Raw genomic sequence first — 26,248 nt, 5'->3', positions numbered from 1 at the left:
GCTAATCCAGCACCAACACGGCCTGTTTCCGGCACCCACAGAACGGTGGCCGCCCAGGCTGGTCCTCAGGATCCGGCTGCGCCCTCACCGTTTGGCCGTCGACTTCGCGCCCGACGCGCGCAGGATTGTCGCTGAAGAGCGCCCCGTTCCGGGCCAGGTGCCTCTCCCTTGGGTGCCGCTTGCCCGAGTGTCGCCACTTCCAGACATCCAGACCAGCCTCACGCCGGCGCTCGTCATCCAGCGCGCTCGCCGCCTTCGCCATCTGGTCTGAGGCGATGCGCAGCGCCCTACTCCGCGCCATGCCGACGGCCTCCCGGATCTCCTTCGCCACCTCGCGGGCCTGCGTCCGGTTCGACAGGCCCCTAAACGCCGCGTCGGCAATGCGCCCCCTCGCCTGCTCCGAGACGTTGCGCACGAGCTCGGCATTGCGCTGCATGAGAGCCGCCAGCGTCTCTCGCACGTCTTTTGGTCCGATCAGGGTAGCGATGTCGATCCCGGTCGCCGAAAGCACAGCGCCCCGCCATTTGCCGCGGTGCCAACGCTCGACGCGCACGATCCAGTCGCGCAGCCGCGGCGTCAGCTCGAGGAGGAGCCGGCGCAGCTCCGTGTCCATACCGCTGATTTCGACCTCGATGTCAGCGGGTGAATCCGTCGTCATCTGCGCCAGCGTCCGCGCATACTCGGCGATGATCCGCTCGGCGCCGCGTGCCCAGGCCTCGATGACCGGCCGATAGACAGCACGATAGAGGTCGGTCGCCATCACGCCGGTGGGGACGATCTCGCGCAGGACGAACGCGCGGCGGCGCGGGTTGCGGGCCCGGCGGAGCATGGCGGCGAGATCGAAGCGGGTCATTGAAGATTCACCCGGTTTCGGGTATATGCTGAACCTGAGCCGCGGTCGGTTTGGCCGTAAAGTCCAGGGTGCGCTTCGGCGCTGGCATTGGACGCCGCGGACCTCACCCTCTGATCCACATCGTCACGAGCTTCACACCGCGCTTGCCGGTCTCGTAGATCGCATAGATGCGGTCACCGCGATGCTGCGTGGACGCGATGAAGCGCTGCCCGCCATAGGGGTTCGGCCTCAGCGCACGGACCTGGCGGGCTCGGTTCAGCAGGAAGCCGGCGGAGGCGATATCACTGGCCGTGATGCTCCTCTGGCCCGGACGGCGCTCCGCACCATGCCGTAGCAACGCGTGACGTACCCGACTGGCGTCGAGCACGACATCCCGCCCCCGAGTGTCGATGCCAAGGCTGGTCAGGCGTTGACGGACTGAGGGTGCAATCGGTCCGAGCCGATGCGACTTGCTGCCGGTCTGGCCCCGCGCCGCCGTATCGATGTAGGCCCTCGTCCCCGTCGGGATCCACCGCCCGTCCCGCCCGCGCGGCTGGGTCGGATCGAAGTGGGAGTTGCGGCGGCCGAGCCGACCTGCCTTCGAGAGGCGCCGGCGGGCATCAGCGAAAGGGACGGCGGCCTCGGGCCCACCTCCCTGCTTCACTTCCTCGAAAATCTCCGGCCCCAGCACGATCCGCCCGCGGTACGGCTCGACCCCGTTTAGATCGACGGGCTCACCCGTCAGGCTGATGTGCGGAATGTACTCGTCAAAGCCGTGCTCGGCGCCGGCCTCCTCGATGATCCGCTTGTGCCGCCACTGCAGCTCGGTCGAGGCGAACATGAGCACCGCGGTGCGATCGCCCAGCGGCTCGACCACGCGAGGCCCGCCCGGCGGGATTGTGAGCCGCCCGTTCTCGTCGCCCCACGCGCTGCCAGCCTTGAGCCAGTCCACGGGCCGGCGCGAATAGATGATCGTGACGTGCAGCCCTTCCTGCAGCTCGGGCAGGCCCTGTTTGCGCGCCCAGGCCGCGATTTCGGCCACGTTGACGACATCGCGGCGCACGTACAGCGACCGCGGTGCCGCATCGAGCATCAGCGCGTCAGCCTGCTCCGCCGTGATGGTGCCGGCGCGCTCCATGGCGGCGATCGCGTCCGGATCAGCCTCGGGCGCCTCGATCCCGTACCGCTCGTCCTCCGGCACCTCGTCCAGCGCGCCCTCGAGCCCGGGCATCCAGCCGCCCTCAACGAGCGTGTTCTGGAGCGCCTTGGAGAACGCGACTTCGGGGACGGCGCCCGTGTTCTGGACCTTCTCGACCGCCTCCATCGTCGTCTTGAACCGGGTTGCCTCCTCGGCCTCGGTTGGCGTGTCGAGCGGAGCAAATTGCCACCAGACCTCCTCCGGCCGGCTTCCCAGCGCCGACGGGATGAGGGCGGCGTCGATCTGGTCAAGGCAGGGCTGCAGCATCAGCGTCTGCCGCGCCTCCACCATCTTGTTCCAGTCCTTCTGCTGTGACTCGCCACTGGAGTTCATTCCCTCCGCTGCGCGACCCCACAACCGCGTCATGGGGATATCGGCCGCGGACGCGACAGCCTCGGCGAAGACGCGGATCACCTCGGGGATGCCGTTCCAGGTGACCTGCTGATGGTCGATGGTCTCCCCCGAGCCTTCTTCCTTGCCGTCACCGTTGTCCTTGAGCGTGACGTTGTAGAGGCTCTCAGCCATCGCGAAGGCGGCCATGCGCTTGGCGATGAGCTGCTCGCCCTCGGCCGTCGCCACCATTTGCAATAACCCGGGCATGCCGACGATGTTGTTGCGCGCCTTGTGGACGAGCGAGGCGAAGGCCGATCGCGCAGCATCACAGTCCTGGACCGCGTCGAGGACCTGCTGCACCCGAGATTCACCCCAGAACCGATCGTCGTAGGAGCCGGCGAAGGTGGTGAAGTCGGGGATTGGGTCGCCGCGAAAGCACACGACGCGGTCTGGATGGATCGGCCGGGGCCCGCGCGTCGTGGTCAGCTCCCATCGCTCCGGTGTGCCGTAGCCGGGATCGCTCGCGTCATCGATCCAGTCCTTGCCGGTGAGGCGCCAGCGGCTCAGCACGGCGACGTTGAGGAGCGAGGCCGTCTGCATCGTCGGCGACAGCGGCCGTGACGGCTCGGTCCCATCAATCAGGAGGAGCGCGCCGCCGCCGAGCCCACGCAGGATCTCGGCTTCCATGACCTTGGCCCTGAGCCCAAGCCGGCGCTCCTCGGCCTCGAGCTTCTCGATCTGGTCCTTATCCGCCTGCCAGTCGCGCCAGGCGCGCACCATGTCGAAGGCCGGGATGTTGACGACCTTGCGCATTGTGCCGGAGCCGCGATACGCAATCTCGATCTCGGCGTGGCTCAGGGGGCGGAAGCAATAGCGGTTGCCCGTGCGCTGGTCGTTCCTGCCGCCCATGCCGGACAGGGCGTTGATCAATCCGTCGTGGACGCGCAGCAGGATGCCCATGGGGCGGCTTTACGCGCCGGGTCGGAGAGCGCTTACCGCCGTCAGAGGCGCCTGTGGCTAATCCTCCGAGACCCAATCAGTGACAATCATGGAACTCGGTGGTCGATCAATGCCACGTGAGGGGCGTGCGGGGAAATGCTCTACGCAACGAACTCGCAGAGTATGGCTTCGCGCGAGGGCGTCAGGGACGCTGATCATATCACCGGGCGAAGGAAGTTGTTCAAAGTCCCAATCTCCCCAGGCCTTCTGCTCGCCGAAGCCGTAGACAATCAATGGGCATGTGATCAAATCTGGCACTCCGACCGGATTGGGTCCAAAGCAGTCATTACTGAGGGGTAACGGATCGAGCAATATCAGATCCCCTGCCGCAACGCCGACGCGTAATCATACCCTCCGCCCAGCGCGAGCTCGTTCAGCGCATCCGCGAACGCGTCGATCTGGTCGTCATGCGTGCCGGCCGGGAACGTACAGACCTCATCCAGGAACGCCTCGTTCCACTCCGCGCGCAACAGCTTCACATTGCCCGCCTCAGCCTGGGCACTCGCTGGCCGTGCCCTGGTCGCCTTATCGCCGGTCGGCTTAACCGCAGTCACGTCATAGCCCTTGAGGAGCTTGATCTTCGTCTGCGCATCAGCCTTGCCAGCAGCTCCGGGATCCTCGGGGATACGGATCCGGGCCCGGGTGCCGTCCTGACTCGCGACGTTGACCAGTGTGCGCTCGACTTCCGAGGCCTTCCACTGGCCGCGGACGACGTCGACGACGTAGAAGACATCGGCAATCAGCACCATCTTCAGGCCCACCGTCCAGTCAGGCCGCTTGCCCGCCTTCACCTCCGTTGCGGCGAAGTCCCAGGCGCGGACCTCCTTACGGGTGCCGGCGGGAAGCGCATCGACGATCTCGAAGTCGCCGCGCTGGAACATGCCGCCGGACCGCGGCGCCGGGCGCTGCTGGAACTGTCCCGCCACGGCGTAGCTCCCCATCGGCACCTTGTCGCGCTCAACCACCTCCCGGGGGAAGCGCTCCGGGAACAGGAGCTCGCCATCGTAGCTGCGCGGGTCCTCGAACCCGATCGAGGTCACGCAGCGCCGCTCGGGCTCGAACTCCATCGGAAGCATCAGGTGCTCGTAACCCAGCCCAAGGGACAGGATGACGCCGCTCACGTCCTGCTCGTGCAGCCGCTGCATGATGACGACGATCGCCGACCGCGCCGGGTCGTTGAGGCGGGTCGGAACAGATTCCCGGAAGGTCCGCACCGTCGCATTGCGCTCGGCCTCGGACTCAGCGCCGTCGACGCTGTGCGGATCGTCGATGATGACCCGATCGCTGCGGCCGCCGGTGAGGCGCGAAAACGGGATGCCCTGCCGAAACCCCGTCGCAGTGTTGCTGAACGCCATCTCGCCGGCGCGCACGAGCTGGACCTGGTCACCCCAGAGCGCCTGGTACCATTCCGAGGTGACCAGGTCGCGCATCCGCCGATTGTCGCGCTTGGCATAGTCCTCGGAATAGCTCGAGCCGATGATGCGGGTGGCGGGCCGGCCACACGGCCCCCACTCCCATGCGGGCCAGAACACGCCCGTCAGCAGCGACTTCATCGTGCCGGGCGGGACGTTGATCAGCAGCCGGTTGATCTGCCCGCGGGTAATTGCCTCCAGATGCTCGCAGATCGCGTCGACATGCCAGCCGTGGACATAGGGGTTACTCGGCTCGAGAACGTGCCAGGCCTCGCGTACGAAGCCCGCGAGAGTGCGGCAGCGGTCGCGGATCGTCTCGCGGTGCTCGGCGGTGCGCCGGCGCTCTGCGTCGCGTTGCCTCGCCAACTGCCGAGACTGCTTCTCCTCGAGCAATGGCAGCAGTTGCAGTTTGGTCTTAGTGTCGAGTGTCGCGAGGTCCATCGCTCTTGTCCGTCGGCGTCAGCAGCGCCGCAATTCGAGCGTCGATCTCTTCATCGCTGAGGTTGGAATATTCGACGCGGCCGCCGTGTTCGATCCGCTCCTTGAACGCCTGCACGTCGATGTGCTTGCCGACCAGCTCGAGCGCTCTGGCGGCCGGCGCGAATGCCTTGGCCTCAACTGCCGCGCGGTGAAGCGCCACGGCCTTTTTCAGCACCCACGATGCATCAATTCCAGTCTCCTCGCACCTCTTCTCCATGGCAGCAGCAATGTCACCAGAAACCTCCTCGTGCTTCAGGAGCCTTGCACCCTGCTCGGCTGCCGTTCGCTCGCTGTAACCAGCACGGATCGCGGCTTTCGTCGCGTTGAGGTCGACGAGGTATTCAGCGACAAACGCTCGCTGCTTGGCGGTCAGGCCCATCAGGCGCAGCCTGAAACAGCTATACGGCTGAGCGTGCTGACGACGTCGTGCCAGACGCGCAAACGGAATGGGTCCGGCTCCTGGCGGAGCAGCTGGCAAAGTGGGATGATTTGACCAAGGCCGGTTCGGGCCTCGGCCCTGACTCGATCGATCTCCGGCACTTCGCCGAGCGAGATGTTGGTGAGGGCATGGCGGGCGCGGACGATCAGCAGCCGCTCCAATCTGAGGGCATCTGCCTCGTCCAGGCCATCAGCGATGACATAGATCGTAGACCACAGGCCGCGAACCCGCAGGTCCGACAAGACTTCCGCCTTGAAGGGGTTCTGGCACTTCCCCGCAGCTTCATCCCGTTGGTGAGCTAGGGCGCGTGCGCCTGTCCCCTTCCCGATGTAGAAGGCCCTATCCGTGCGAGGATCGCACAGGGCGTAGACGTAGCAATCATCTTGCCGGGAGAACAACTTAACTATCAGGTCAGCGTCTACGAGGGCATGGGCCATCGGGGCGAATGAACCGATCGCGTCCGCAAGCTGCCGCCACTGTTCAATCTTAACATTCTTGAACATTGCCGCGATCCTACCCTCTCGCCGCCGCGGCCTTAACCGCCGACAAGCGCCGCGCTTCTCGCCGCTCCTCACGGGTTCTTGCGACGTACAGAGCCCTGGCCCGCCTGAGCCGATCGCCGCCGGCGAGCTCGATCCATCTACGGATCACTCGCCAGTTCGTCCCGTAGTGATCCTCAATCCCGTCCCAGCCCATGCGGATGTAGACCTCGGCGAAGTCACGCGGCAGCGGCCGGTATGGCTTCACCGTCCCGTCGGGAAGGTTCAGCGACCTCAGTGCCGCCCGCACCCTCCTCGCTGTCGGATAGGGCGCAGGCGGTTTGTGACCGTAGCGGACGCCCATCAATGCGGCCCTCCCGCCTGAGCCTCGTCCATGGCCTGGTATCGTCGCTCGATACGCCTCAGCCGTTCGATCTCGGCAGCGTCTGTGGCTAGCTTCTCGCGGACATGCGGATCGAAAATCTTCAGCGTTCGTGGAGGCTTGCCGGTATTGCCCCGAAGCTTCTCGGCTTCTCGCCGGATGACAGGAAGGATGTCCTGCTCGAGCGTCGCGCCGGCTGCGTACCATTCCTTCAGCAGGCGGGTGTCCGGCGGCGGCTGCACGTATCCGCCCTCCTCCATGACGGCCTTCACATCCTGCGGCATGCCTGCTGGCTTGTTCGGGGGGTCGGGGGGTTCCGAACGAAGTGAGGAAGGCGAAGGTGACTGTGAAGGTCTGGCGTTTTGTTGGCCGTTTGCTGCAACATGTGTTGAACGTGTGTTGTCGTTTTGCTCCTGCTTTTGTTCGCCTGTTCCTTCATTCTTGCGACGAGCACGCGCCTCGGCTGACGCCTTGCCTGCGATGCGTCGCTTCTCGGTGATCTCGTCCGCCCGGCTTCGCTCCTTCTCGGCTCGATTGTGGACGAGTAGGCCATCCTGCACCTTGAAATAGGCAAGTATGACAGCCTTCATCTTCCGCCAAGCGGGAAGGCTCAGCCGCGCGATCTGGGCCAGCACGACATCGTCGGCCGGCGGCGGCCCGTTGCGCCAATAGTCCATCAGCAACAGCAGGTAAGCGCCGTGCTGCTCCGTCGTCAGACGCGTCGTCGCCGAGAGATAGTCGCCGATGTACAGCGGCATCCAGGTATCGGCTTTCTCACTCACAAGAACGCATCCTTCTTCGCCAGATCCGCCATGTAGCCGGAGCCGCGCACGGCCTGGTGCGCGCCAAAGAAGTAGCAGAGCTTCTTGCCTACCCTGCCCTGCCGCACCTTGGCTGCAATGAGCTCGATCCGATCGCGAGCAAGGCCCATCGCGGTCTCCCACTGGGCCCTCTTCTTGTCGTCCGCGTCCGGCTCGGCGCGCTCGAGGTAATATTCCTCGCGGAACACGAACATGACGACGTCCGCGTCCTGCTCGATGTCGCCGGCATCGCGAAGGTCGGCCAATTGCGGGCGCTTGTCCTCGCGCTTCTCGCACTCGCGGTTCAGCTGTGCGAGGACCACGAGGGCAACGTCGCACTCCTTCGCCACCTGCTTGAGGATGCGGCTGATCTCGCCGACCTCCTCATAGCGCTTGGCCTTGCGATCGTTGCCACGGATCAGCCCGAGATAGTCGATCACAACAAGGTCGAGCGTTTGCCCGCGAGCTGCCATCTGGCGCTGGTATCGGCGGATCATCATGGCCAAGCGACCAATGCCGAGGGTTGGCGGATCCGTGATGATGAGAGGCCAGTCATCAATCTGGGCACGCGCTGCGTCGATCCGCTGCCTGTCGAACGCGCTGAAGCGGCCGCGGCGGACCTGGTCGAACGTGGGCGAATTGCCGAACTCGAATATGAGGTCCGTGATGGCGCGGGCGAGCAGCTCCTCGACCCGCATCTCAAGGCTGATGAACAGGGTTCCGAACCCCGCACGCGCGGCGCCGAGGGTGACGGAGAGCGCCACAGCCGTCTTCCCCATGCTCGGCCGGCCGCCGAGGATCATGACTTCACCGCGGCGAAGATCGCCGGTCAGCTCATTGAAGTCGGCAAGGCCGTCGATCCGGATGCCCTGGGGCCCCTTCCCTGCGGCCTCGTCCTCAATCTGCTGCAGGGTCCGGTCGAAGGCCTGCGCGATCGTCATGGACCGCGTGGTCTGCGCCCGCGACAAAGCGGAGGCGAGCGCGGAATCAATGCTCTCGACCAGCTGCTCGACCGGGTTGTCGGTGAGGGTGACGACGTTGCCCTGGAGCGCGCGCATTTCGTCGAGCAGGCGCCGGCGTTTGGCGAGATCGACGATCTGCTTGGCGAAGTCCCAGATGCCGATGACCGCGGCGCCGGATCCAGTGAGGCCAGCGAGATACTCAAAGCCGCCGGCGGACTGGAACTCTTCGTCGTGGATGAAGTGATTGCGCAGCAGCGGCGGCGTCGCCAGCCGGCCCGCCGCGACCTCGGACAGGATTGCGGCATAGAGCCGCTGGTGAAAGCCCCAGGAGAAATCCTCGACGCCAACTCGCTCGGCTGCCTGGTCGACGAGGCCGTTCTGGGCCATCAAGCCGCCGAGGAAGGCTGCCTCCGCCTCGGTGTTGATGAGCGCGGGCGGATAATCCTGATTGCGTTGCATTGGGCGGAGCAGCGTGGCCATCAGCAAGCGCCAGCCCTGCTCATCAGCCGGCGGAACGCAGTATGCAGCCGCTCAGCCTCGATCACAGCCGTCCGCCGCTGATCCGACGTGCTCGCCTCGTCGCGGTAGAGCGCCTCAACGCGAAGGCGCGCGGCGTCATATGCTGCCCAGGCCTCGTTGAGCTCGGCGTCTGCGGGTCGGAAAGAGAGTACCTGTCCCATCGCCGAGTTTATGCTTTCCCGACCGGAGTCCGATCAAGCGGGCTCCGGTGTGGATTATTGTGGATTGGTTCGATGATAATCACAGCACCGCGGCCAGCCGGGATCTCTCGCAGCGCAACGTCGATGGCGCAGCCGATGCTCGTGAAGCAGCGGGACTGAATCCCGTTCGGACCGATCGAGAAGCGCCAGCCGGCCTGCTGCGGCCAGAGATGAACCCGCGGGCGGGAGTCGGCGTTGGCGAAGCGCCGGGTCATGCCGCGGCCTCAAACAACGGGCCGTTGCCGAGCTTCTCGGCCGCAGCAGGATTGATCCATAGGACCTCGGTCCTCGGCGCGGCACCGTCCGCATAGGTCGCCTTCTCGACTCGCAGCCAGTGCTTCAGCCGTTCGTCGTAGAGCTCGGTCGCGTAGCCGCTGAGAACGACCATTCCAGCCAGGTCGTCCAGTGCCTCCAGCAACTCGGCATGCTGCTCAAGTGTGAGCTCGTGGCGATAGGTGCCGCCCCCATCCTTACGCCGGTTGGCGCGCCGCCGGACCTCCATGGGATAGGGCGGATCGACGTAGTGCAGTGCCTCGGCGCGATCATGAGCGCGCATCACGGTGACGGCGTCTCGGCGCTCGACAACGACGCCTTGCAGGCGCTCGACGATCGCCGCAAGCGCGTCGGGATAGTTGGCCCAATCCTGAGCCGGCGTAGTACCAGAGCGATTCGAGTTTGCCCGGAACCCGGTGCGATACTCGCCAGTAGCACCGTCCGAGCCGAACCCCTGGAATGAGCGTATGACGAGCCGGCGGGCACGCTCGACGCCACTTCGCGCCGGACTGTACGCGCCATCGAATTCATCGCGCGAAAACGGAGTTAGCCTCAGTAGCTCAACGAGTCTGGCCGCGCGGTGCGGATCGCGCAGAACCCGGAACAGATTGACCGCCTCATGATCCAGGTCGTTGTAAATTTCGGCATACGAGCGCGGCTTGCGGAGCAGCACCGAGGCGGCGCCGCCAAATGGCTCGACATAGACCTGATGGGCCGGGAAGTAGCCGATGATCCAAGGCGCGAGCTTCCACTTGCCGCCGTGCCATCTGAGGAGTGGGCGGGTCGGCTCAATCATGCCGCCATACTCCGCTTAAACAGCGCCTGATCCGCCCACGGCACGTCGACTTTGAAGCAGGCGAGCCCGTAATCGAGCACGCCCGCGGCTTCTGCCTGATGATCGTCCTGCGGGTTCCAGCCGAGCCGCCGGGCCTGGTCGACCGCCAGTTGCTTCAGCTCGTGCCCCTTGCCGGTCCCGCGCCCGATGAAGCGCTTCCGCCAGCTTTGCTGCTCGACGCGGCGGCACTTCGCACCCACCCGGTGCGCGAACCACTCCGCCATGCCGGCCAGGGCGCACAGCTTGTACACCGTCGCCGGCGTCGTCCTGCCGGGCAGGATCGTCGCCTCGAAGAACAGGTGCGTGATGGGGTCCAGCTGGTGCAGGCCTGCCAGCGCCTCGCGCAGTGCCTCCATGGGACGGTTCACGCATTCCGGGTCACCGGGAAGGCGGATCGACAGCAGACGCGGCGCCGCCGTTCCGGGAATCCAGAGGGCGGCGCCGGTGCGCGTGGCAATGTCGAGGCCCAGGTACACGATTAGGCCGTGAGAGCATCCGGAGCGCCCGGGGCGCGGCCGAGGTGCGAGCGGGCTGCGGCCAGGGCATCGGAGCCGTTCGACTTGCCGCTCGGCTGCTCCTCCTGCTCGTCGTCGCCCTGCCCTGCCGGCGTCTCGATCATTTCGAACAGCGAGCGTTGCACCGCGCAGCCGATCGCCTCGCGTGCGATGATGTACCCCTCGTCGAAGCGCTGGCGGTCCTCCGGATCCATCTCGCGAATGCGGATCGCGTGATCGAGCGCCTTCTTCGGCACACCGGCGACGTTCACCCGCTCGCGCAGCTCCTTGATCTCGTCGTTGATCGCCTGGCGCTCCTTCTTGAGGTTCAGGATGCGCGGCACGACCTCCTTGATCGTGTCCTTGGCCGCCGAGATGTTCGTCGGCCCGTCGTTGGGCGTGGCTTTCTTCGCCATGATCAGGCTCCTTGCTTGTGCGCCATGCCCTGGCGCTTTGGGTTTTCACGGTAGCTGCCCCGCCATGCCGCGCGTCGATCGAGACGGCGGATGCATTCCTCGAGGCGGAGGGACTCGCTCATGGTCAGCGTCCGCTGCCGCGACAGTGCGTCGAGGCGTCGATAGTCGCGGGCGTAGGCGTCTTCCTTCATGGGGCGGCCGCCGGGCAGCTGGTCGCCATCGCGGTGGACGAAGCGGGGCGGCAGTTGGTGGACAGAGCGGCGGGAGAGCTGGGTCATCGCGCCTGCCATCCGAGTGCGGCGCGTACTTTGCCGAGCATCACCCGTCCGTAACTGGGTGAAAAGCCGAGCCGCTGCGCCGCGAGCTCAGGGTGCAGGCCCTGGCTCAGCAGCTCCGCGAATTCGCGCAGCTTGAGCGCCCTACGGCGGTTGTTTGGGGTGTAGCCCTTGCGCGGACCTCCTTCGGCGCGGCGCACAGGGAAAAGGCCGGTCGGCATCAGCGCCTGCCCTCCCGCACATAGCGGTACAGCCGATCGGTCTTCTCGACCTGGTCGCCCTCGCCATCGGTGAAGACAGCAACAAGACGAGCGCATTCCAGTCGGCGCTCGGCGTCATCGCGCTGATGTCCGATCGGAGCTGAACGAGGGATTCCGCCGTACATCAGGCAGCCCTCACCCGCGCAAACTTGCCGCGAAGGATATTGTCCTCACACGGCGCTATGTCGCGCCCCGCTGGGCTCTCAGGGTGGTGGGCCTGCTGCTTCGTGCGCAGGTAGTCGCAAACCAGGTCCGCGATCTCGTCGTGATCCACGTTCTCGGGGATCGAGATGATGGCCTTGCCCTCGGGCAGCAGGAGAGACAGCAACTCGTCGGGGATTACGCCGATAAGCGCGCAGAGGGCGCCAACCGGCATCTGCGTTTCGCCTTTGGCGTAGTTGCACAGCGAGTCGTAATCGATCCCGCTGTCCATGCTGACCGCCTTAAGGGTGAGCCCATGATCGCGCTTGGCGAGCCGGAAGACCCGCTCCTGAGCCTGCTTCAAGTTTCGGATAATCTTCGGATCAAGCGGCATGATCGTCTTGCCTCTCCGGAATATTGGCGGCGGGATGAAAGGACCTGCTCATCAGCCCGCGCGGGATCGGCTCGACCTCGATGACGAGTGGCGGCGTCTTGTCGGCGGGCTGGGTGTTGGTGGAGGGCTGAGACTGCATCGCTCAACCCTTCCGGCCGTAGTGGAAGCCAGCTTCGTCCTCGTACCCCTCAGGCGCGCGCCAGGCGGCGGCCAGCAGCAATCCGAGCGAGACAATGGCGAGCACGAGCAGGCCGATGAGGATGCGGTCCATTCAGACCTCCGCCTCGGACCATTGCGAACAGTCCCGATGATCCTGAAACGGATACGGATCGCGCGCAGGGACTGGTCGACGCTTCGCCGCCCAGGCGCGGGCGAAGGAAATTCCTTCTTCCGCCGCGGCTCGGCGGGTTTCGGCGCTGCGAAGGGCACTAAGGCTCATGCGGCACCTCCGGCGCGGACTGGATTGCTCCCGCCCGCGCCTTCGGTCATTCCTGCGAGTGCCAGCTCAGCAGGAGGACAAGAGTGGACTACGCAACACGGATGGCCATCCGCGCCCTCGTCGAAGGACTGCGGAGAACCGGGGCGATCGGCAAGGGAGACTCGGCGAGCATCATCCTCGAGATGGGGCACGCCGCCGTCCACGCCGACAAAGCGGTGCGAGCGACGGACGCGGAGAAGCTGCGGATCCTTGAGAGTGAGCTCAAGGCCGACGAGGCGGCTAGAGATTAGCATCGGCATCATTCCTGGCGCGGTCGAGCGCAATCGCCGCCCGAAGACGCTCGCGATCTTCGCCTCTGAGTCCGGCCCGGATCAGCGTCTGCCGATCGATCTCGTCGCGGATGATCTTGCGGATACGTATTTCGGCGAAGCCCAGCGCGCGCTCATCAAGTGCCAAGGCAATCAGGCCGCCTGCCGCAATGATGGCGGACATAATGGCGATCAGGTCGAGGGCAGTCATGCTGCCGCCCTCGCCAAGCAAGGTCCGCGCGCGTTATGATCGCGCCTGATGATCATCGGTGCGGAATGGGCAGCCGTCGCGGTCGGTGCAGTCGGCCTTGCCGGCGCTTTCGTTGGCTGGTTGCTGCGTGGCTGGAAGGAGCGTCGCGAAAAGCTGCCCGCGATCTGGTGGGGCGGCGAGTACATGGAAGTCGTGAATCGGCTCAACGAGCATCTGATGATCTCGGAGGCGCGCTCGCAAGGATGGATCCACTTCGGCGAATATGCCGAGGACACTGGCGGTTCGGTCATTCCCGGGACAGAGATCACCTATGCCTCTCCCGTCGGACTGTCCTGGACCGTGGCACCCCTTTCCTCGGCGACGTTCCGAATTTCGATCGTCAACGGACCGGCGCAGCTGGAGCTGACGATCTCCTCCAGCGCGCGCACGTTTCGCGACAAGAGAATCATCGTAAAGGCGTTGGAGAACGCCTGAAGCGCCACGACCACCACGCAGAAAAGCAGCGTGATCTCGATCGGAGGTGGGCTCATGCTGCGGCCGCTTCGTCGCGCGGGTACAGGTCCGGCCGCAAATCGTGTCGGGAGATGCCGGTCTCGCGCTCGGTCGCGAGCACGTATTCTGCCGGCAGCGGTTTGCCTTGCTTGAGCCATGCCCAAACGGTCGGCTGTGAGACGCCGTGAAGCCTTGCGAAGGCGGACTGCCCGCCCGCCAGCTCCACCGCTCGGGATAATGGTGTTTTGGCCATGAGCCTTGCATATAGCCACGGCTATAGATCAGTCAATAGGCAAACCAATGTGGCGGTTTATAGCCGCGCCTATAGACTGTCACGCATGTCCGTCGGCACTCGCATCCAAGAACGACTAACGAAGCTGGGCATCTCCCAGTCGGAACTGGCGCGTCGAGTAAAATTGTCTCAGCCGACGATTAACGCGCTCATCAAGGGCAACAATGCCAGTTCTAAGCACCTTCATCGCATCGCGGCGGAGCTGGAAACCTCTCCCGCCTATCTTGCCGGTGAAACGGACGATGACGCTCCCGTTTCGGTAGCACCATCGGCCCTCGAGGCGTTAGCCGAGAAGCTAGACCTGGCGATCGTGCCAGAGCTCGAGCTCGGCTATTCGATGGGCGCTGGCGCGATTTTCGATCAGTACGAACAGAAGGGAGTCGTACCTTTCCAAAGAGAGTGGCTGCGCTCAATGATGCGCGGTGCCATTGCTGACCTCTTCGTCGCACGCGGTGAAGGGGACTCGATGCAGCCCACCATCCTGGACGGCGACATAGTTCTTATCGACACCGCACAACGGGACGTGCGGCAGCAAGATCGGATCTGGGCGGTCGCATATGGCGAGCTCGGTATGATCAAGCGCGTGCGACGGCGCCCTGATGGAACGTATCTACTTCTTTCGGACAACTCGACCATCCCGCCGATCGAGTGTGCTGATGACGAAATGCACGTGGTCGGCCGCGTCATCTGGATCGGCCGCAGAATATGACTTGGCAGCACGGTCTGTTCATCGGAGTCTTTCTGGGTTTCTTCGCTGGACGGGTTTGGGGCAACATCCGCGGACATGCCTTCACTCACAATGAAGTCGGAAGACTACGCGAGAGACTCGATGAGATCGGGGAGGCTCTACACTGGCGTTTCCGGAACCAGGATCGAGCTCTCGATATGCTGATGGAACAAACCGAGACTAAAGAGAACCCTCCGCTGGAATGGACAGAGGCGCGTCGGAGGTTGCGACCGGATGGTTCCGAAAATGACGGCCTGATCAGATAGCCTATAATTTTCCCTATTGACTGAACTATAGGCATCGCTATTGTGATGCCCATGGACACGTCCCTTCCCACCCGCAGCAGCGTCGATCAATTCGGCAACCCACACCGGACCTACACCGGTCCAGTCGCGCGCCGCATCCGCCGCGAGGTTAAGCGTGATTTCGACGCCGCAGTGGCGGACTACGAGGCGGCTCCAACGCCGGCGAAGTATGAGGCCCTTCGCCTTCTCGCCGACACCGAGGCCGAAATTGGGCGGCGGCACGAGATCGAAACGCGGAGGGCGGCGGCGTGAACGCAACCGCCACCCTCACCCGCTACCAGGCCGCGACCTTCGAGGCCTTCCGGCTGAGCGACGGCAAGGCCTCGCCCCTGTCGATCGGGGAGTGCGATAGTGTCTCGGAAGCGGTCCGCGCCGCTCAGAGCGCATGTCTCCACCGAGAGCAGCTGCTTATCCGCGAGACAGCCGACAACGGGGCTGTCCGGCTGCACGTTTACGCGATTCGCCAGAAACCGGCGCAATGGGTCCGGCTCGCCGGCGAGCATCTGCCGCAGCGCGTGCGGCAACTTTGGGCCGACCCAATCTGCGTCATCCCCGGAGACGTGCTGTGAGGCGCCAGTTCCCGCCGCTCTCGCCTGAGACGCTCGCCGACGCCATGTCCGACCGCGCCGCGACCGGACGACATTCGATGCCGCGGCCTGAGTGTCGTGACCGGCAGCGCTCGCCGATCATCGATGTAATCTTCTTCCTTCTGATCCTGCCGCTCGTGATCTGGGGCGCCCTGGTGGTGCTGCCATGAACGCCCTGATCACAGCCCACGCCTGTCAGCGCTGGACGGAGCGGGTCAATCCGGCTGCCGACCCGCTCACCGCCCTGGAAGAAATCCGCTCCCACGCCCGCGCGCTTGATGCTGCAGCCGAGATGGGCTGCCTGGTTGCAGTCCGCCTTGCCGATGGCTGCAGGCTCGTGGTCGATCAGGGGACCGTCGTCACCGCATTGGCGCCGGATCAGCGGCCTCGGTTCAGGAGGGTCGGGTTGTGACCGCCCTGATCACCGCCCCCGGCGCCTATCCCGGCATCTCGAATGAGGACTATCACCGCAACCCGGACCTGCTTCCGGGCCCTTCGATCAGCGCCTCGGGCCTGAAGACGATCCGAACCAAGTCGCCGCGGCATTTCTGGTTCGACAGCCCGCTCAACCCGAACCGGCCGCCGGAGAAGGACAAGCCGCATTTCCGGGTCGGCAAGGCGGCGCACGACGTGCTTCTGCTGAGCGAACGGTGGCCCGAGTGCTACCATGTGCTGCCGGCGGACTTCAACGCGAACGCCACAAAGGCGCAGGCCGAGTGGCATGCTGAGCGCGCGGCCGCGATCGAGGCGGGAAAGACCGTCCTGAAGCATGAGGAGGCGCAGACCGTCCTCGCCATGGCCGAGGCGTTGCGCGCCAACCCTTACGCCGCGGCCGCGCTGACCAGCGGCGAGTCCGAGGTGACGCTGGCGTGGCAGGATCCGGAAACCGGCGTGTGGCTGCGCGCCCGGCCGGACTTCCTCCCCACCAAGCGCCTCATCATCCCGGACCTGAAGACGGCGGCCAATGGCTCGCCCCGAGCCTTTGCGAAAGCGATCGACGACAACGGCTACCATCAGGCCGCCGCGCTCTACTGCGACGGGATCAAGGCCATCTTCGGCGCCTATCCGACGCACTGGGTCCACGTCGTGCTCGAGAAGGATCCGCCGCACGTCGTCTCGCTCTACGAGTTGCCCGGCGAAGACATCGAGCGCGGCCGCTGGCTCAATCGAAAGGCGATCCGGCGCTTCGCCGACTGCCTCAGCTCGGACCGCTGGCCCGGCTACTCGGACGAGCCCAGCCAAGTCGGCCTTCCCGGCTGGGCACGCAAGACGATCGACGACGATTCCACGCTGCACGACCAAGCCTGGTCGGCGGCGGCCTGACCACATCCACGAAGGAGACCGAGACAATGGCTACCCAGGCAGAGCACACCAACGGCACCGGCACCGCGGTCGCAACGCTGTCCCCGCAGCGCGAGGGCTATGCGATCATGAAGGACAAGGCGAAGATGTTCGCCCTTTCGCCGCTGATCCCTGAGCACCTGCGCGCCGGCGGCGCCGATCAGGCCGCGGCGAACTGCCTCATCGCTCTCCAGATGGCGGAGGCGATGGGCGAATCCCCGCTCGTGGTGATGCAGAACATCCACATCGTGAAGGGCAAAGCCGGCTTCGCGGCGCAATACATGATCGCTCGCGCCAACGCCTCCGGCGTGTTCAAGGGCCGCATCAATTGGCGGATAGAGGGGAGCGGCGATAGCCTGAGCGTCACCGCCTACGCCACGCTCGCGGATACGGGCGAGGAGGTCAGCTTCACCGCCGATATGGCGATGGCAAAGGCCGAAGGCTGGACCAGCAACAGCAAGTACAAGACGATGCCGGAGGTCATGCTGCGCTATCGCAGCGCGACCTTCCTGGTCCGCTTCTACGCGCCCGACGTAATGCTCGGCTATCAGACCGCCGAGGAAGCCGAAGACGTCTCGTTCGCTGAGGTGAGACGTGAACCCCTGACCGGCGCTGCGCTGCTGGCGCAAGCCTCGTCGGACGAAGCCCCAACTTGCTCCGCGGCCGGCGATCGCGGCGCCGAGGCCTCAACCCAGGAGGGCGACAGCGCGGAGTGTCTCCCCGAAGGCCCCGCCGACGAGCAACGGGGCGAGGCGCCCGGGCTCGACGAGGCCAAGCGCGCAGTCGACGCGGCGGAGCTGGTCACCGACGTGAACCGGCTCGTCTCGTCCTATCAGGGCCAGCTTTCCGAGGATGATCACGCCGAGCTTGCCAGTCATGCGCTGGGACGGATCCAGGCGCTGAAGGGCCGGAAATGATCCGCTGCTTCCGAGGCCTGCGCCTGGTGGAACCCGGAGATAAGGACCGATGTCGAAGCCGCCTACGAAGCAGCCGAGAAACGCTGAAGCGTGGTAACGAATGGGACCTGGCTGATGCGCGCAGTCGCTGCTGCAGGTGTGTCAGCATCCACGCCCGGAGGCGAACGCCCGTGACGGCCCTAAGCTGCCTCGGGAATGGTTCCCGCTTCACCGGGCGCGCAACCGCGTCCCTCCACGGGCATCAGCGCCGTGCTTCGGCGCAGGATCACTTCGGCTGCATTCCTGTCCGCATTGTCAGTGAAGCCGCAGGCGATGCAGGCGAACACCGCTTGGCTCTTGCGGCTGCCGGCATCAACGATTCCACATGTAGAACAGGTCTGCGAACTGTAGGCTGGGTTGACGAGGATCAGTCGCCCTCCCCGTTCTTCGAGCTTATAGGCGAGCTTGGTGGCGAAGCCGCCCCAGCCCTGCTCAAGAATCGATCGGTTCAGGCCGCGCTTCCCTCTACCGGCCGCGCTCATGTTGCCAATCTTCAGATCTTCCATCGCCACCGTCCCGAAGCGATCAGCAAGGTTTCGGGAGATGCGGTGCTGCCAGTCACTCCGGATGCGCGCGATGCGAGCACTGAGACGCGCTACAATGCGCAGCCGCCTACGACGGCGCTTCGATCCTCGACGGCAGCGGCACAAGGCCCGGTTGGCTCGGCGCTTGCGCTGTTCCAAATCGGCGAGTCGCGGCAGGTTGAAAGTTTCGCCATTGGACAGTGTGAGACTGACCGCGATACCGCGATCAATGCCGACACTCAGGTTGTCATTGAGCGGCGGCTCATGCTCCAATTCACAAGCGAACGAGACGTGCCAGCCAAGAGCATCATTGGCGAACGTCGCGCTAAGGCGTCGACCCTTGATTTCGCGGGTCCGGCGAAACTTGACCCAGCCCAGGTTTGGAACTCGAACCGCCGCCCAGCGCCGATTGATCATCCGCACTCCAGTCTCCCGCCCCTGAAGGCGAAAGCTGTCATTGATTCGCTTCTTGCGAGGCGTCGGGAAGCGACTGCGGCCGGCAAAGAATGCAGAGAACGCTTTGTCGAGGTCGCGGAGCGCTTGGGTCAGGCAGGTGTACGGTACTGCGGCGACCCAGTCGAACTGACGCCGCAGCTCAGTGACTTCGCGCCCCTGACTAGCGAAGTTAAGTGTCCCACCAGTTTGCGCTCGATAGTGTCGCCAGAAGTCGCGTCGCTGTTCCCAAGCCAGATTGTAGACAAGGCGCGTGACGCCGGCGATTTGATTAAGTGTCGCTTCCTGCTCCGGCGTGGGTGCAAGGCGGAACCGAAAAGCGCGCTGGATCACAAGTCGAATAGTATCGGTGCCGCCGCTGCGCATCAAGGCCGCTGCCCATCGCGGAACCCGCCCATGATCATCGTCACCGCGCACACGGCTACCAGGTTCGTAAAGCGAGCCGGCAAGGGCTGCGCGTCCGCCCCTCCCGCGAAGGATTAGGGCTGATGTCCAGATCGACACTTTGGGACGAGATCCACCTCGACCCCTTCGAGCGCCGGCATGTCGGCACACACGGCGCATTCGTCCACCGGACCAACATCGACCACGTCCGAATCGCGCGCGCCGCCGTGGCCCACAGGATGGGCGTACCGATCGGAACGATCGAGGTCGATTGGGCAGCGGTGAAGGATGCGGCGCCGGTGGTGCTGCGGAGGGCGGCGTAGTGCCTATCCGGCCTGAGAATCGCGCACGCTACCCAAAGGACTGGAAGGCGATCAGCGAGCGCATTCGTTTCCAGCGAGCCGGCAATCGTTGCGAGTGCAATGGAGAGTGCGGGCAGGAGCATGGTCGGGAACGGCACGGGGAGTACATCGACCAGAAACCCCGATGCAGCGCCCGAAACGGCGAGGCCCATCCCGACACGGGCTCAAAGGTCGTGCTGACCGTCGCGCACCTGGATCACGTCCCGGAGAACTGCGCCGACGAAAACCTGAAGGCGATGTGCCAGCGTTGCCACAACCGATACGACGCGCCGAAGCGCAGGGCCGGCATTGCCGAGCGCGCCCGGGCGGAGATGGCGGCAGGAGACCTGTTCGCATGACCGACCGCTCCATCATCTTTTCCGCGCCGATGGTGCGCGCGCTCCTCGACGGGCGCAAGACGCAAACCAGGCGCCTGGCTACGTCGCCGCTGCGGCTGTGCGAGCCGGACGACCGGCTGTGGGTGCGGGAGAATTTCGCCATCGTGCCGGCGACCGCATACCGGCTCAGCGCTGGCGTCCAACAGACGGTCTGCCCGCACGAGCCTCAAGACGCTGCGATCTATGCCGCCGCCTGGGACCGGTCCAAGCCGAAGTGGCGCCCCTCGATCCACATGCCCCGCTGGGCCTCGCGCTTGACCCTGATCGTCGAGGCAGTGCGGGTCGAGCCGCTGCAGGCGATCACGGATGGCGACGCAGTCGCCGAGGGCGTTGAGTACGAGACGGCCGACCCACCCTTCTACTATGTCCCCGGGATATGGCCGCACAGTCTTACGGGCGTGGAGACGACTGAGGGAGCGGCAGCGAGTTTCGCGAAATTGTGGCGGCACCTCCACGGCCCCGGCAGCTGGGAAGCCAACCCGCAGGTCGTCGCGCTCACCTTCCGCGTCGAGAAGGTCAACATCGATCGTCGGTCTGACGACGATGGTTTTTGGGAGGGCGCCTACGCACGGCAGGACGGCAATGGCTGACCTCCCCGCCACCGGCTCTTCCCTTCTCGACGCCGCGCGCACCCCCTCGGCATGGCTGGAGCACTTTGCCGCCAAGGGCGCCCCGATCTCCGAGCGCACCCTGCGCGCCAAGGCCCGCGAGCTCGGCGCCTGCATCGTCTTCGGCAAGTCCATGCTACTTACGCCTGAGCATATCGACCGAATCCTGGAGGATTGCGCATGCCCCTCGAAGCCTACCCCCGCGGGCGCGTCTGGTGGGCGCGCGGCACGGTCGATTACAACGGGCGGCCAATCACCGGCTACATCCGCGAGAGCACTGGCGCATCTTCAGAGGCTGGCGCGCAGGACTGGATCAACGAGCGCGAGGAGAGGGAGCGTCGTCGCTATCTCCTCGGCGAAGAACACCTCCCGCTAACCTTCAACGACGCGTTGCTGCTCTACGAATGCGATCCAGACACCGCGGAAAAGCTGGTGCCGATCGCGGCCGAGCTCGGCCCGATGCTGGTGCGCGACATCACGCCCAAGATGATCCGCGAGTTGGGCCCGAAGCTCTACCCGGCGAACGCGACGGATAGCTGGCGCCGCTGGGTCGTCACGCCGGCGCGCGCAGTCATCAACAACGCGCATGACATCCTCGGCGGCGCCCGCTGCCCTGCGATCACGGTGAAAGGCTACAGCGAGGCCGAGCGGGTCGCGCAGGACAAGAAGCGCAAGAAGGCGAGCCGGCTCGAGCGGCGGCCCGGCTCATGGGAATGGCTGCTGCAGTTTCGCGAGCATGCCGGCCGCTATCACGCCGCCCTCGCCCTCTTCATGTTCGCCACCGGCGCGCGCATCGGCCAGGCCGTCGCGATGCACCCGGGCCGGCACCTCGACCTCCAGAACGGCAAGGTGACGATCCCCGGCGCCAAGGGGCATGCGGATCGCACCATCTCCATCCCGGTCGAGCTCGTGGTCGAGCTGGCGAACCTGCCGGCGAAGACGCCGCGCGGCTGGGACCGGACCGACAAGGACAACCTGCGCGTCTTCGGGTTCGCCGACCGCTGCGCGCCGCTCAAAGGCTGGCGCACCGCGTGCAAGCGCGCCGGCATCCCATACATCTCCCCGCACGCCGCCGGCCGGCATGGCTTCGGCCAGGAGCATGTCGTCAGGCAGGGCACCGACGCGAAGGCCACGGCGAAATATGGGGCCTGGTCCGACACCGTCATGCTTGCCCGCGTGTACACCCACGCGGAGGACGCGGAGGCGAAGGTTCACGCCGGTTTCAGAGCGGGGCTGGAGCAAGCCGAGCGGCGCACCGGGCTGCGGCTCGCGAGGTCCCGGTGAACGACCTTCTCGCCACCCTCGCTCGGCTTGACGTGACGCCGGACCAGTTCAGCCGCCTCGCCGGGATTGAGCGTGACGACCTGTTCGCGATCGCGGAGGGCGCTTCAAGCCCTGCCCCGCGCATCCTCGCTTTGATCAGGGTCATGCGCGGTTGCGGCAGGACCAAGCTCGCACCGATCCTGAAGCTCGTCGATCAGGACGAGAAGCAGCGGGAGTGGCGCCCCGTACCCGGCTTCCCGGCCTACGAAGTGTCCGATGATGGACTGGTTCGGCGGGCCAGTGTCTCGAACAAGGGAAGCCTGAGGATCCTGAAGAGGGTCGAGACGAGTGATGGCTATTTCAGGGTCACTCTCTACCGCGCGAGCCGACCCGAGCCCCAGCGAGTGCACCGCCTGGTGTGCGAAGCCTTTCACGGACAGCCACCAGTCGGACGCGGCTTCGCTTGCCATCGTAATGGCCAGAAGACCGACAACCGCGCCGCGAACCTCTACTGGGGATCGGCCGCCGACAACGCTGCCGATTGGCAGCGCGAGCGCCGGGAACGCATCCGGAACGCCGTACACCGCAAGTACACGCCAGCTTGGCGGCGACAGCTAAGAGCCTTAGAATCCATGAGGAAACCAGAGAAATGAATTTTTCCCTCCGAAGGCAGAGGTCACAGGTTCGAATCCTGTCGGGTGCGCCATCTAATGATGGCGAACCCGCTCAGGTTCGAACCTATTCGGAGTCGAAGCGCAGCGAAGACGGGCGACGCGTGAGCGAGCCCAATCCTGTCGGGTGCGCCATCGCAGATGGCGGACCCGCTCAGATTCGAACCTATTCGAGCCGGAGCGCCGCAGGCGCGGAGACGATCGAGCGCAGCGAGATCAATCCTGTCGGGTGCGCCATCAGCGATTTTGGACCTCGTCGGTTCGAACCCGTTCTGCCGAGTTGGAGCGTCCGTCACCTATGGAGCACTGCACAGCCGCTAGGCTGTTTGATCTAGTAGGTGCAAGATCACGTCGCTGTTCGAGAGCCAGGACCCTCTGGGCCTTTCGACGAAAACCGGTGCGTTTCTGGAGCGTACATGCTGAGAAGATTGGTTGAGAGCTCTACCCGAGCATTGTCGCGCATCTCTGTTGCAGACTCGATCCCCTCAAGAATATTGATGGACATGCCGACTGCGTTGATCCGCTCCAGAACAATCACGTAATCCTTGGCTTGCGTCATCGTCGAGCGGTAGACGAGCAGGAAAGTGCCGCCGATGATCTGGACGATCACCCCGGCCAACGCAGCGATAGCTGCCGGCTGGATGTCAGTCGGTAAGCTGATCGCCCGCCAGACGCCAACGCTGATCAGCGCCATGCCGAAAAGCATCACTAGGAGCGTGAGATAGTAGATTGAAGTGACCTGCCTGAGATTACGATCAAGATAGCTCTCCAGCTTTATTCGAGCCAGATCCCAAGCCAGCTGAGGTTCCGCCGGCTCTGCCCGAACACGCTCTTCAAGCGCCGTCACCGCCTCAGTTGTCGCTTGAGCTTTTCGGTATTCGAAACTGCTCAGGGCGGCCCCGAAAACGAAGAATGCGACTACGAAAAGCGTGATGCCTACTGGCACTCCGGAGCGCGGCATATTGTCAGTCGCCGCTATGATCGCGATCGCGGCTCCCGCAAGCATCCCCAGGGGACTCGCCCAGCCCGCTCTGCGCTCCCAAGGGCGCCCCTTTTCCATCAGTTCGAAAACGCTCGTCGCCGCCTGACTGGAAAAGCCGACCGATCCGAGCGACTCAAAGATTAATGGCATATTTTGCCCCCCCCAGCGGGCGAACCACTACACTACCGTAGACCAGACGATTTCCGAAGCTCGAATACAGCGCTATCAGAGCAGGGGAGACAGTCTTTTGCACGCAGCTGACGGTAGCCACCGATTCTGGGTGCGCGATCAGCTCGTTCGCTGTTGGCCGGTACTTGTCTGTCCGCTTGCAGGACTGCGACCGGGCGAACCCCGCAGAGGCGGAGACCGGCGGAAGCTAGAGAAGCCACTCCTGTCGGGTGCGCCACTGGGCGAAGGGCGGGTTCAGGCGGCTGAGCAATCAGATTGTCGATGTCCCTCTCCAGCTCCTCTCGGGTCTCGGATTCCTGTGTGAGGCAAATCAACCCATCACAACCGTCGAACTTGGAGGACGATACGATGGGTTGAAACCTTGGCATCCGCACTTCGATGGCCCACCCGAGCGGGATCTTGCGATTTGCGGATCACCTTGAACCAATACCTTATCGATCTGTCGCCGAGGGCTGATTCGCGTATCAGCCTCACTCCATACAAGCTTGTCATCTCACTGCCCCGACAAGCTCCCTTCACCGTGGTTCAAAGGAATTATCCCGGCCAGGCCGGCCGAATCCGGTTAGCCGCTCCAGAGAGCTCTAGGGCTCCAGCTCTGCTGCCGCCTGAAGCCATGCGGCGCGGCCGACGCTGAATTGCGAAACCTGCGCCTGATTGAAGGTCAGGACGGCAGCTGGATTTTGAATGACGTGCAGCGTCGGGTTGCTCCCGGTCACATTCTCGACGATCACAAGCAGGAAATTCTCGCCATAATGCTGCGCGGCTTCGTGTTCGAGGGCGGTCAGCGTAACGCTGCCTCCTTGCCCGACGAAGCTTTTGACTTCAATGACAAACGCCTGTCCGTCTTTGCGTACCCATAAGTCAAATCCATAGCCGCGCCTATGATTGTAGTAGACGACCTCCCATCCGGCGGCCGCAAAGATCTTGGCCACGAGGAGTTCAGCCCAAGTGCCGCTGTTTGTCTGCGGCACGCCGGGCGGACTCAGAAGTTCTTCAGGCGCCTCGGAATCGGGGATGCGCAATAATGTTCCGGCGAGTGGCTGCTCCGCAGGCGGTGCCGGCAAGTCAGATACGGCCTCACCGGCTCCTTCCTCTGGGGTTTCAGGCTGAGTCGGGGCAGCCAGCATGGCTGCGAGATAGAGTCTGTTATTGATCTGGACGGCGCGTTCCCCGAGTGAAAGCAAGGAGAAAGTGTGCCGGCCCATGTCGCGCCAGTTATTGTAAGGTTTGTGCGGATCATTTCCGGTACCGGCCGGCATGCGGTCGGAGACCAGATTGCGCAAGATTTGTTTCTGCTCATTGTTGAGGGTTCTGAATGCCGCAATGCGTTCGATGGCGTCTGCAATTTCCGCGTCGTTGCGCATGCGGGATACAAAAAGATCGAACTCATCGACATCAACATACCCGCCGCTGGCGGCCATCACCGTGAGGATCGAATCGTAGGGCCGAATGTCGAACTCAGGATATTCGTCGACGCGCGCCTGATTGTACCAAGGCACGCGGCAGAAACGGATTTCACGAAGCTGGTCTTCAAGGATGCCGGAGGTATCGGGGTCTGTCGCCAGTGCGACGCCGGGATCTGTCAAGGCGATCCGATTCCAGTGCACGCCATCTGCCCGCGCCAAGAGCTGCAGCGGCGTATCCATTGCCAGGAAATAGTGCCGGTTGATGCCCTGAGCCGGATTGGCCGTTGCGATATCGAGGATGATAGCGAGATTGGCATAGTGCGCCGGCGTCAGCTCCAATTCGGCATCCGCGCCCGCATCGAGCAGGTAGGCGGCGATCTGCTGCAACCGCACCGCACTCAGATGCACGCGCGTCAGCAGCCACCACGCACGATCTCCCCGACCGCCTTCATCCAGGCGCGCTGTCAGTGCTGCCAAAAGCGCCGTGAAGTCCATCTGCCCCCTTCCAATCGCCCCAACGATTCTTTTCTTTGAATTTTTCGGGTGAGTCTGACCTCCTACGGAAGAGTTTTGAAGATGCAAAATGGCGCGGCGCGAGAGTTATACCGAGGTCACGCAAAAGAATTTTCAGAATCCCGCTCACGTAGCCGGGATGGGAGACCGCGTGTTTCGAGGCTTTCAGTGCCTCAACAAGGACTGCCCGCACTTCATATTCGTGCGCGAGGACGGCCTTGATCCCGATTTTCTATAGTGTGCGATGCGTGCGGCTATGAGCACGCCGCCGGCGAATCGATCAAGATCTACGACTACGACCTAATACAGATGGAGAGAAAGTCGACGAAGGTCCCTTCGAGATTTTCCATGACGACTATCTGCGGGATGCGCAGCGGTTCAAATATTGCATCATTTGCGGGGCGCTGAAGCCGCTCGATCAGTTCGATCGTCACAGCGCCCGAAAAATCGGCCGGCAGGGCGAATGTATGCTGTGCAAGAAGGTCTATAACAGCATCAAGAATCAGACCAGGCTGGTGGAGCAGCATCGGGAGGCCGGCCAGAAGCGGCGGCTTTATACGCAGTTTGAAGAACCGCAGAAGCTCAATATCAATCAGATATATGAGCGGTTCTCATGCCGCTGCCTCAAGTGCGGGGCTGATCTGTCGGCGATCTTTCCAGCAATGCGCCGCAAAAACTCGGCAACCTCGATCACACCCTGCCTGTCTATTATCTCTGGCCTCTGACCACGAACAA

37 protein-coding genes are annotated in these 26,248 nt (G+C 64.3%); 15 read left to right on the top strand and 22 right to left on the bottom strand.

The window, feature by feature from the left end:
• Window position 1 precedes the first annotated feature (1 nt).
• The 17 genes from ACRYLT_RS12330 to ACRYLT_RS12250 all read right to left on the bottom strand — a co-directional run bounded on the left by ACRYLT_RS12330 (window position 2) and on the right by ACRYLT_RS12250 (window position 12,394).
• A complete protein-coding gene (locus ACRYLT_RS12330; protein WP_482664390.1) occupies window positions 2-853 on the bottom strand; it encodes a phage minor head protein in 852 nt (283 codons plus the stop codon).
• Between the two features lie 103 nt (window positions 854-956).
• Entirely contained in the window at window positions 957-3,323 is a 2,367-nt protein-coding gene (locus ACRYLT_RS12325) for a phage portal protein (RefSeq protein ID WP_482664389.1), read from the bottom strand.
• 353 nt (window positions 3,324-3,676) lie between these two features.
• Complete coding sequence (gene terL, locus ACRYLT_RS12320; RefSeq protein ID WP_482664388.1) at window positions 3,677-5,215, bottom strand: phage terminase large subunit; 1,539 nt, start codon at window positions 5,213-5,215, stop codon at window positions 3,677-3,679.
• On the bottom strand, window positions 5,190-5,633 hold the full coding sequence (locus ACRYLT_RS12315) for a terminase small subunit (protein WP_482664387.1): 444 nt from the start codon (window positions 5,631-5,633) through the stop codon (window positions 5,190-5,192). Before ACRYLT_RS12315 ends, terL begins: the two co-directional genes overlap by 26 nt.
• On the bottom strand, window positions 5,633-5,935 hold the full coding sequence (locus tag ACRYLT_RS12310; RefSeq protein WP_482664386.1) for a hypothetical protein: 303 nt from the start codon (window positions 5,933-5,935) through the stop codon (window positions 5,633-5,635). Before ACRYLT_RS12310 ends, ACRYLT_RS12315 begins: the two co-directional genes overlap by 1 nt.
• Before the next feature lie 271 nt (window positions 5,936-6,206).
• Entirely contained in the window at window positions 6,207-6,536 is a 330-nt protein-coding gene (locus ACRYLT_RS12305; RefSeq protein WP_482664385.1) for a hypothetical protein, read from the bottom strand.
• On the bottom strand, window positions 6,536-7,336 hold the full coding sequence (locus ACRYLT_RS12300; RefSeq protein WP_482664384.1) for a YdaU family protein: 801 nt from the start codon (window positions 7,334-7,336) through the stop codon (window positions 6,536-6,538). Before ACRYLT_RS12300 ends, ACRYLT_RS12305 begins: the two co-directional genes overlap by 1 nt.
• Window positions 7,333-8,796 carry a replicative DNA helicase gene (locus tag ACRYLT_RS12295; RefSeq protein WP_482664383.1) on the bottom strand — a complete coding sequence of 488 codons (1,464 nt, stop codon included), beginning with the start codon at window positions 8,794-8,796 and terminating at the stop codon, window positions 7,333-7,335. Before ACRYLT_RS12295 ends, ACRYLT_RS12300 begins: the two co-directional genes overlap by 4 nt.
• Window positions 8,797-9,246: 450 nt before the next feature.
• Window positions 9,247-10,104 carry a DNA adenine methylase gene (locus tag ACRYLT_RS12290; protein ID WP_482664382.1) on the bottom strand — a complete coding sequence of 286 codons (858 nt, stop codon included), beginning with the start codon at window positions 10,102-10,104 and terminating at the stop codon, window positions 9,247-9,249.
• Window positions 10,101-10,619, bottom strand: coding sequence for a hypothetical protein (locus ACRYLT_RS12285; RefSeq protein ID WP_482664381.1), 519 nt, complete (start codon window positions 10,617-10,619; stop codon window positions 10,101-10,103). Before ACRYLT_RS12285 ends, ACRYLT_RS12290 begins: the two co-directional genes overlap by 4 nt.
• 2 nt (window positions 10,620-10,621) lie before the next feature.
• A complete protein-coding gene (locus ACRYLT_RS12280) occupies window positions 10,622-11,053 on the bottom strand; it encodes a GapR family DNA-binding domain-containing protein (RefSeq protein WP_482664380.1) in 432 nt (143 codons plus the stop codon).
• Between the two features lie 2 nt (window positions 11,054-11,055).
• The gene (locus ACRYLT_RS12275) at window positions 11,056-11,331 is read right to left on the bottom strand and encodes a hypothetical protein (RefSeq protein ID WP_482664379.1); all 276 of its coding nucleotides are present in this window, start codon (window positions 11,329-11,331) and stop codon (window positions 11,056-11,058) included.
• Window positions 11,328-11,549 carry a hypothetical protein gene (locus ACRYLT_RS12270; RefSeq protein ID WP_482664378.1) on the bottom strand — a complete coding sequence of 74 codons (222 nt, stop codon included), beginning with the start codon at window positions 11,547-11,549 and terminating at the stop codon, window positions 11,328-11,330. Before ACRYLT_RS12270 ends, ACRYLT_RS12275 begins: the two co-directional genes overlap by 4 nt.
• Window positions 11,549-11,713, bottom strand: coding sequence for a hypothetical protein (locus ACRYLT_RS12265; protein ID WP_482664377.1), 165 nt, complete (start codon window positions 11,711-11,713; stop codon window positions 11,549-11,551). Before ACRYLT_RS12265 ends, ACRYLT_RS12270 begins: the two co-directional genes overlap by 1 nt.
• Window positions 11,713-12,123 carry a hypothetical protein gene (locus tag ACRYLT_RS12260; protein WP_482664376.1) on the bottom strand — a complete coding sequence of 137 codons (411 nt, stop codon included), beginning with the start codon at window positions 12,121-12,123 and terminating at the stop codon, window positions 11,713-11,715. Before ACRYLT_RS12260 ends, ACRYLT_RS12265 begins: the two co-directional genes overlap by 1 nt.
• On the bottom strand, window positions 12,113-12,262 hold the full coding sequence (locus ACRYLT_RS12255) for a hypothetical protein (RefSeq protein WP_482664375.1): 150 nt from the start codon (window positions 12,260-12,262) through the stop codon (window positions 12,113-12,115). The genes ACRYLT_RS12260 and ACRYLT_RS12255 overlap by 11 nt, the downstream gene beginning before the upstream one ends.
• Window positions 12,263-12,265: 3 nt before the next feature.
• Complete coding sequence (locus ACRYLT_RS12250; RefSeq protein WP_482664374.1) at window positions 12,266-12,394, bottom strand: hypothetical protein; 129 nt, start codon at window positions 12,392-12,394, stop codon at window positions 12,266-12,268.
• Window positions 12,395-12,645: 251 nt separating this feature from the next.
• On the opposite strand from ACRYLT_RS12250, the gene ACRYLT_RS12245 reads away from it, so the two are divergent.
• Window positions 12,646-12,852: a hypothetical protein gene (locus ACRYLT_RS12245; RefSeq protein ID WP_482664373.1), complete on the top strand. Its 207-nt coding sequence runs from the start codon at window positions 12,646-12,648 to the stop codon at window positions 12,850-12,852.
• Here the strand turns inward: ACRYLT_RS12245 and ACRYLT_RS12240 are convergent.
• The gene (locus ACRYLT_RS12240; protein ID WP_482664372.1) at window positions 12,842-13,081 is read right to left on the bottom strand and encodes a hypothetical protein; all 240 of its coding nucleotides are present in this window, start codon (window positions 13,079-13,081) and stop codon (window positions 12,842-12,844) included. The genes ACRYLT_RS12245 and ACRYLT_RS12240 overlap by 11 nt on opposite strands.
• A 48-nt stretch (window positions 13,082-13,129) precedes the next feature.
• Between ACRYLT_RS12240 and ACRYLT_RS12235 the strand changes: the two genes are divergently transcribed.
• On the top strand, window positions 13,130-13,555 hold the full coding sequence (locus tag ACRYLT_RS12235) for a hypothetical protein (RefSeq protein ID WP_482664371.1): 426 nt from the start codon (window positions 13,130-13,132) through the stop codon (window positions 13,553-13,555).
• Between the two features lie 52 nt (window positions 13,556-13,607).
• Here ACRYLT_RS12235 and ACRYLT_RS12230 read toward each other — a convergent pair whose 3' ends face one another.
• Window positions 13,608-13,826, bottom strand: coding sequence for a YdaS family helix-turn-helix protein (locus ACRYLT_RS12230; RefSeq protein ID WP_482664370.1), 219 nt, complete (start codon window positions 13,824-13,826; stop codon window positions 13,608-13,610).
• An 85-nt stretch (window positions 13,827-13,911) separates the two neighbouring features.
• Here ACRYLT_RS12230 and ACRYLT_RS12225 point away from each other — a divergent pair, with 85 nt between their 5' ends.
• From ACRYLT_RS12225 to ACRYLT_RS12195, 7 genes are all read left to right on the top strand, one after another.
• Window positions 13,912-14,574 carry an XRE family transcriptional regulator gene (locus ACRYLT_RS12225; protein WP_482664369.1) on the top strand — a complete coding sequence of 221 codons (663 nt, stop codon included), beginning with the start codon at window positions 13,912-13,914 and terminating at the stop codon, window positions 14,572-14,574.
• Window positions 14,575-14,909: 335 nt separating this feature from the next.
• Window positions 14,910-15,149, top strand: coding sequence for a hypothetical protein (locus tag ACRYLT_RS12220; RefSeq protein WP_482664368.1), 240 nt, complete (start codon window positions 14,910-14,912; stop codon window positions 15,147-15,149).
• Window positions 15,146-15,466: a hypothetical protein gene (locus ACRYLT_RS12215; protein ID WP_482664367.1), complete on the top strand. Its 321-nt coding sequence runs from the start codon at window positions 15,146-15,148 to the stop codon at window positions 15,464-15,466. Before ACRYLT_RS12220 ends, ACRYLT_RS12215 begins: the two co-directional genes overlap by 4 nt.
• Window positions 15,463-15,654, top strand: coding sequence for a hypothetical protein (locus ACRYLT_RS12210; RefSeq protein WP_482664366.1), 192 nt, complete (start codon window positions 15,463-15,465; stop codon window positions 15,652-15,654). Before ACRYLT_RS12215 ends, ACRYLT_RS12210 begins: the two co-directional genes overlap by 4 nt.
• A complete protein-coding gene (locus tag ACRYLT_RS12205; protein WP_482664365.1) occupies window positions 15,651-15,896 on the top strand; it encodes a hypothetical protein in 246 nt (81 codons plus the stop codon). The genes ACRYLT_RS12210 and ACRYLT_RS12205 overlap by 4 nt, the downstream gene beginning before the upstream one ends.
• Window positions 15,893-16,807 (top strand): PD-(D/E)XK nuclease-like domain-containing protein, encoded by a 915-nt coding sequence (locus ACRYLT_RS12200; RefSeq protein ID WP_482664364.1) that lies wholly within the window; start codon window positions 15,893-15,895, stop codon window positions 16,805-16,807. Before ACRYLT_RS12205 ends, ACRYLT_RS12200 begins: the two co-directional genes overlap by 4 nt.
• A gap of 26 nt (window positions 16,808-16,833) precedes the next feature.
• On the top strand, window positions 16,834-17,742 hold the full coding sequence (locus tag ACRYLT_RS12195; RefSeq protein WP_482664363.1) for a recombinase family protein: 909 nt from the start codon (window positions 16,834-16,836) through the stop codon (window positions 17,740-17,742).
• A gap of 179 nt (window positions 17,743-17,921) precedes the next feature.
• On the opposite strand, the gene ACRYLT_RS12190 is transcribed toward ACRYLT_RS12195, so the two are convergent.
• The gene (locus ACRYLT_RS12190) at window positions 17,922-19,124 is read right to left on the bottom strand and encodes an RNA-guided endonuclease InsQ/TnpB family protein (RefSeq protein WP_482665441.1); all 1,203 of its coding nucleotides are present in this window, start codon (window positions 19,122-19,124) and stop codon (window positions 17,922-17,924) included.
• A gap of 122 nt (window positions 19,125-19,246) precedes the next feature.
• Here ACRYLT_RS12190 and ACRYLT_RS12185 point away from each other — a divergent pair, with 122 nt between their 5' ends.
• The 5 genes from ACRYLT_RS12185 to ACRYLT_RS12165 all read left to right on the top strand — a co-directional run bounded on the left by ACRYLT_RS12185 (window position 19,247) and on the right by ACRYLT_RS12165 (window position 22,405).
• A complete protein-coding gene (locus ACRYLT_RS12185; RefSeq protein WP_482664362.1) occupies window positions 19,247-19,465 on the top strand; it encodes a hypothetical protein in 219 nt (72 codons plus the stop codon).
• A gap of 212 nt (window positions 19,466-19,677) precedes the next feature.
• Window positions 19,678-19,842: a hypothetical protein gene (locus ACRYLT_RS12180; RefSeq protein ID WP_482664361.1), complete on the top strand. Its 165-nt coding sequence runs from the start codon at window positions 19,678-19,680 to the stop codon at window positions 19,840-19,842.
• Complete coding sequence (locus ACRYLT_RS12175) at window positions 19,839-20,471, top strand: hypothetical protein (protein ID WP_482664360.1); 633 nt, start codon at window positions 19,839-19,841, stop codon at window positions 20,469-20,471. The genes ACRYLT_RS12180 and ACRYLT_RS12175 overlap by 4 nt, the downstream gene beginning before the upstream one ends.
• Before the next feature lie 198 nt (window positions 20,472-20,669).
• Window positions 20,670-21,773 (top strand): tyrosine-type recombinase/integrase, encoded by a 1,104-nt coding sequence (locus tag ACRYLT_RS12170; RefSeq protein WP_482664359.1) that lies wholly within the window; start codon window positions 20,670-20,672, stop codon window positions 21,771-21,773.
• Window positions 21,770-22,405, top strand: a complete 636-nt coding sequence (locus tag ACRYLT_RS12165; RefSeq protein WP_482664358.1) for an NUMOD4 motif-containing HNH endonuclease — start codon at window positions 21,770-21,772, stop codon at window positions 22,403-22,405. The genes ACRYLT_RS12170 and ACRYLT_RS12165 overlap by 4 nt, the downstream gene beginning before the upstream one ends.
• 364 nt (window positions 22,406-22,769) lie before the next feature.
• On the opposite strand, the gene ACRYLT_RS12160 is transcribed toward ACRYLT_RS12165, so the two are convergent.
• Both ACRYLT_RS12160 and ACRYLT_RS12155 read right to left on the bottom strand, forming a co-directional pair.
• Complete coding sequence (locus ACRYLT_RS12160; protein ID WP_482664357.1) at window positions 22,770-23,555, bottom strand: TRADD-N-associated membrane domain-containing protein; 786 nt, start codon at window positions 23,553-23,555, stop codon at window positions 22,770-22,772.
• 620 nt (window positions 23,556-24,175) lie between these two features.
• Window positions 24,176-25,495, bottom strand: a complete 1,320-nt coding sequence (locus ACRYLT_RS12155) for a protein NO VEIN domain-containing protein (protein ID WP_482664356.1) — start codon at window positions 25,493-25,495, stop codon at window positions 24,176-24,178.
• Between the two features lie 485 nt (window positions 25,496-25,980).
• On the opposite strand from ACRYLT_RS12155, the gene ACRYLT_RS12150 reads away from it, so the two are divergent.
• The gene (locus tag ACRYLT_RS12150) at window positions 25,981-26,238 is read left to right on the top strand and encodes a hypothetical protein (RefSeq protein ID WP_482664355.1); all 258 of its coding nucleotides are present in this window, start codon (window positions 25,981-25,983) and stop codon (window positions 26,236-26,238) included.
• Window positions 26,239-26,248 lie beyond the last annotated feature (10 nt).

Source organism: Sphingosinicella sp. SM1-17 (genome assembly GCF_056821765.1).
This window is presented reverse-complemented; position numbering and strand designations above follow the sequence as displayed.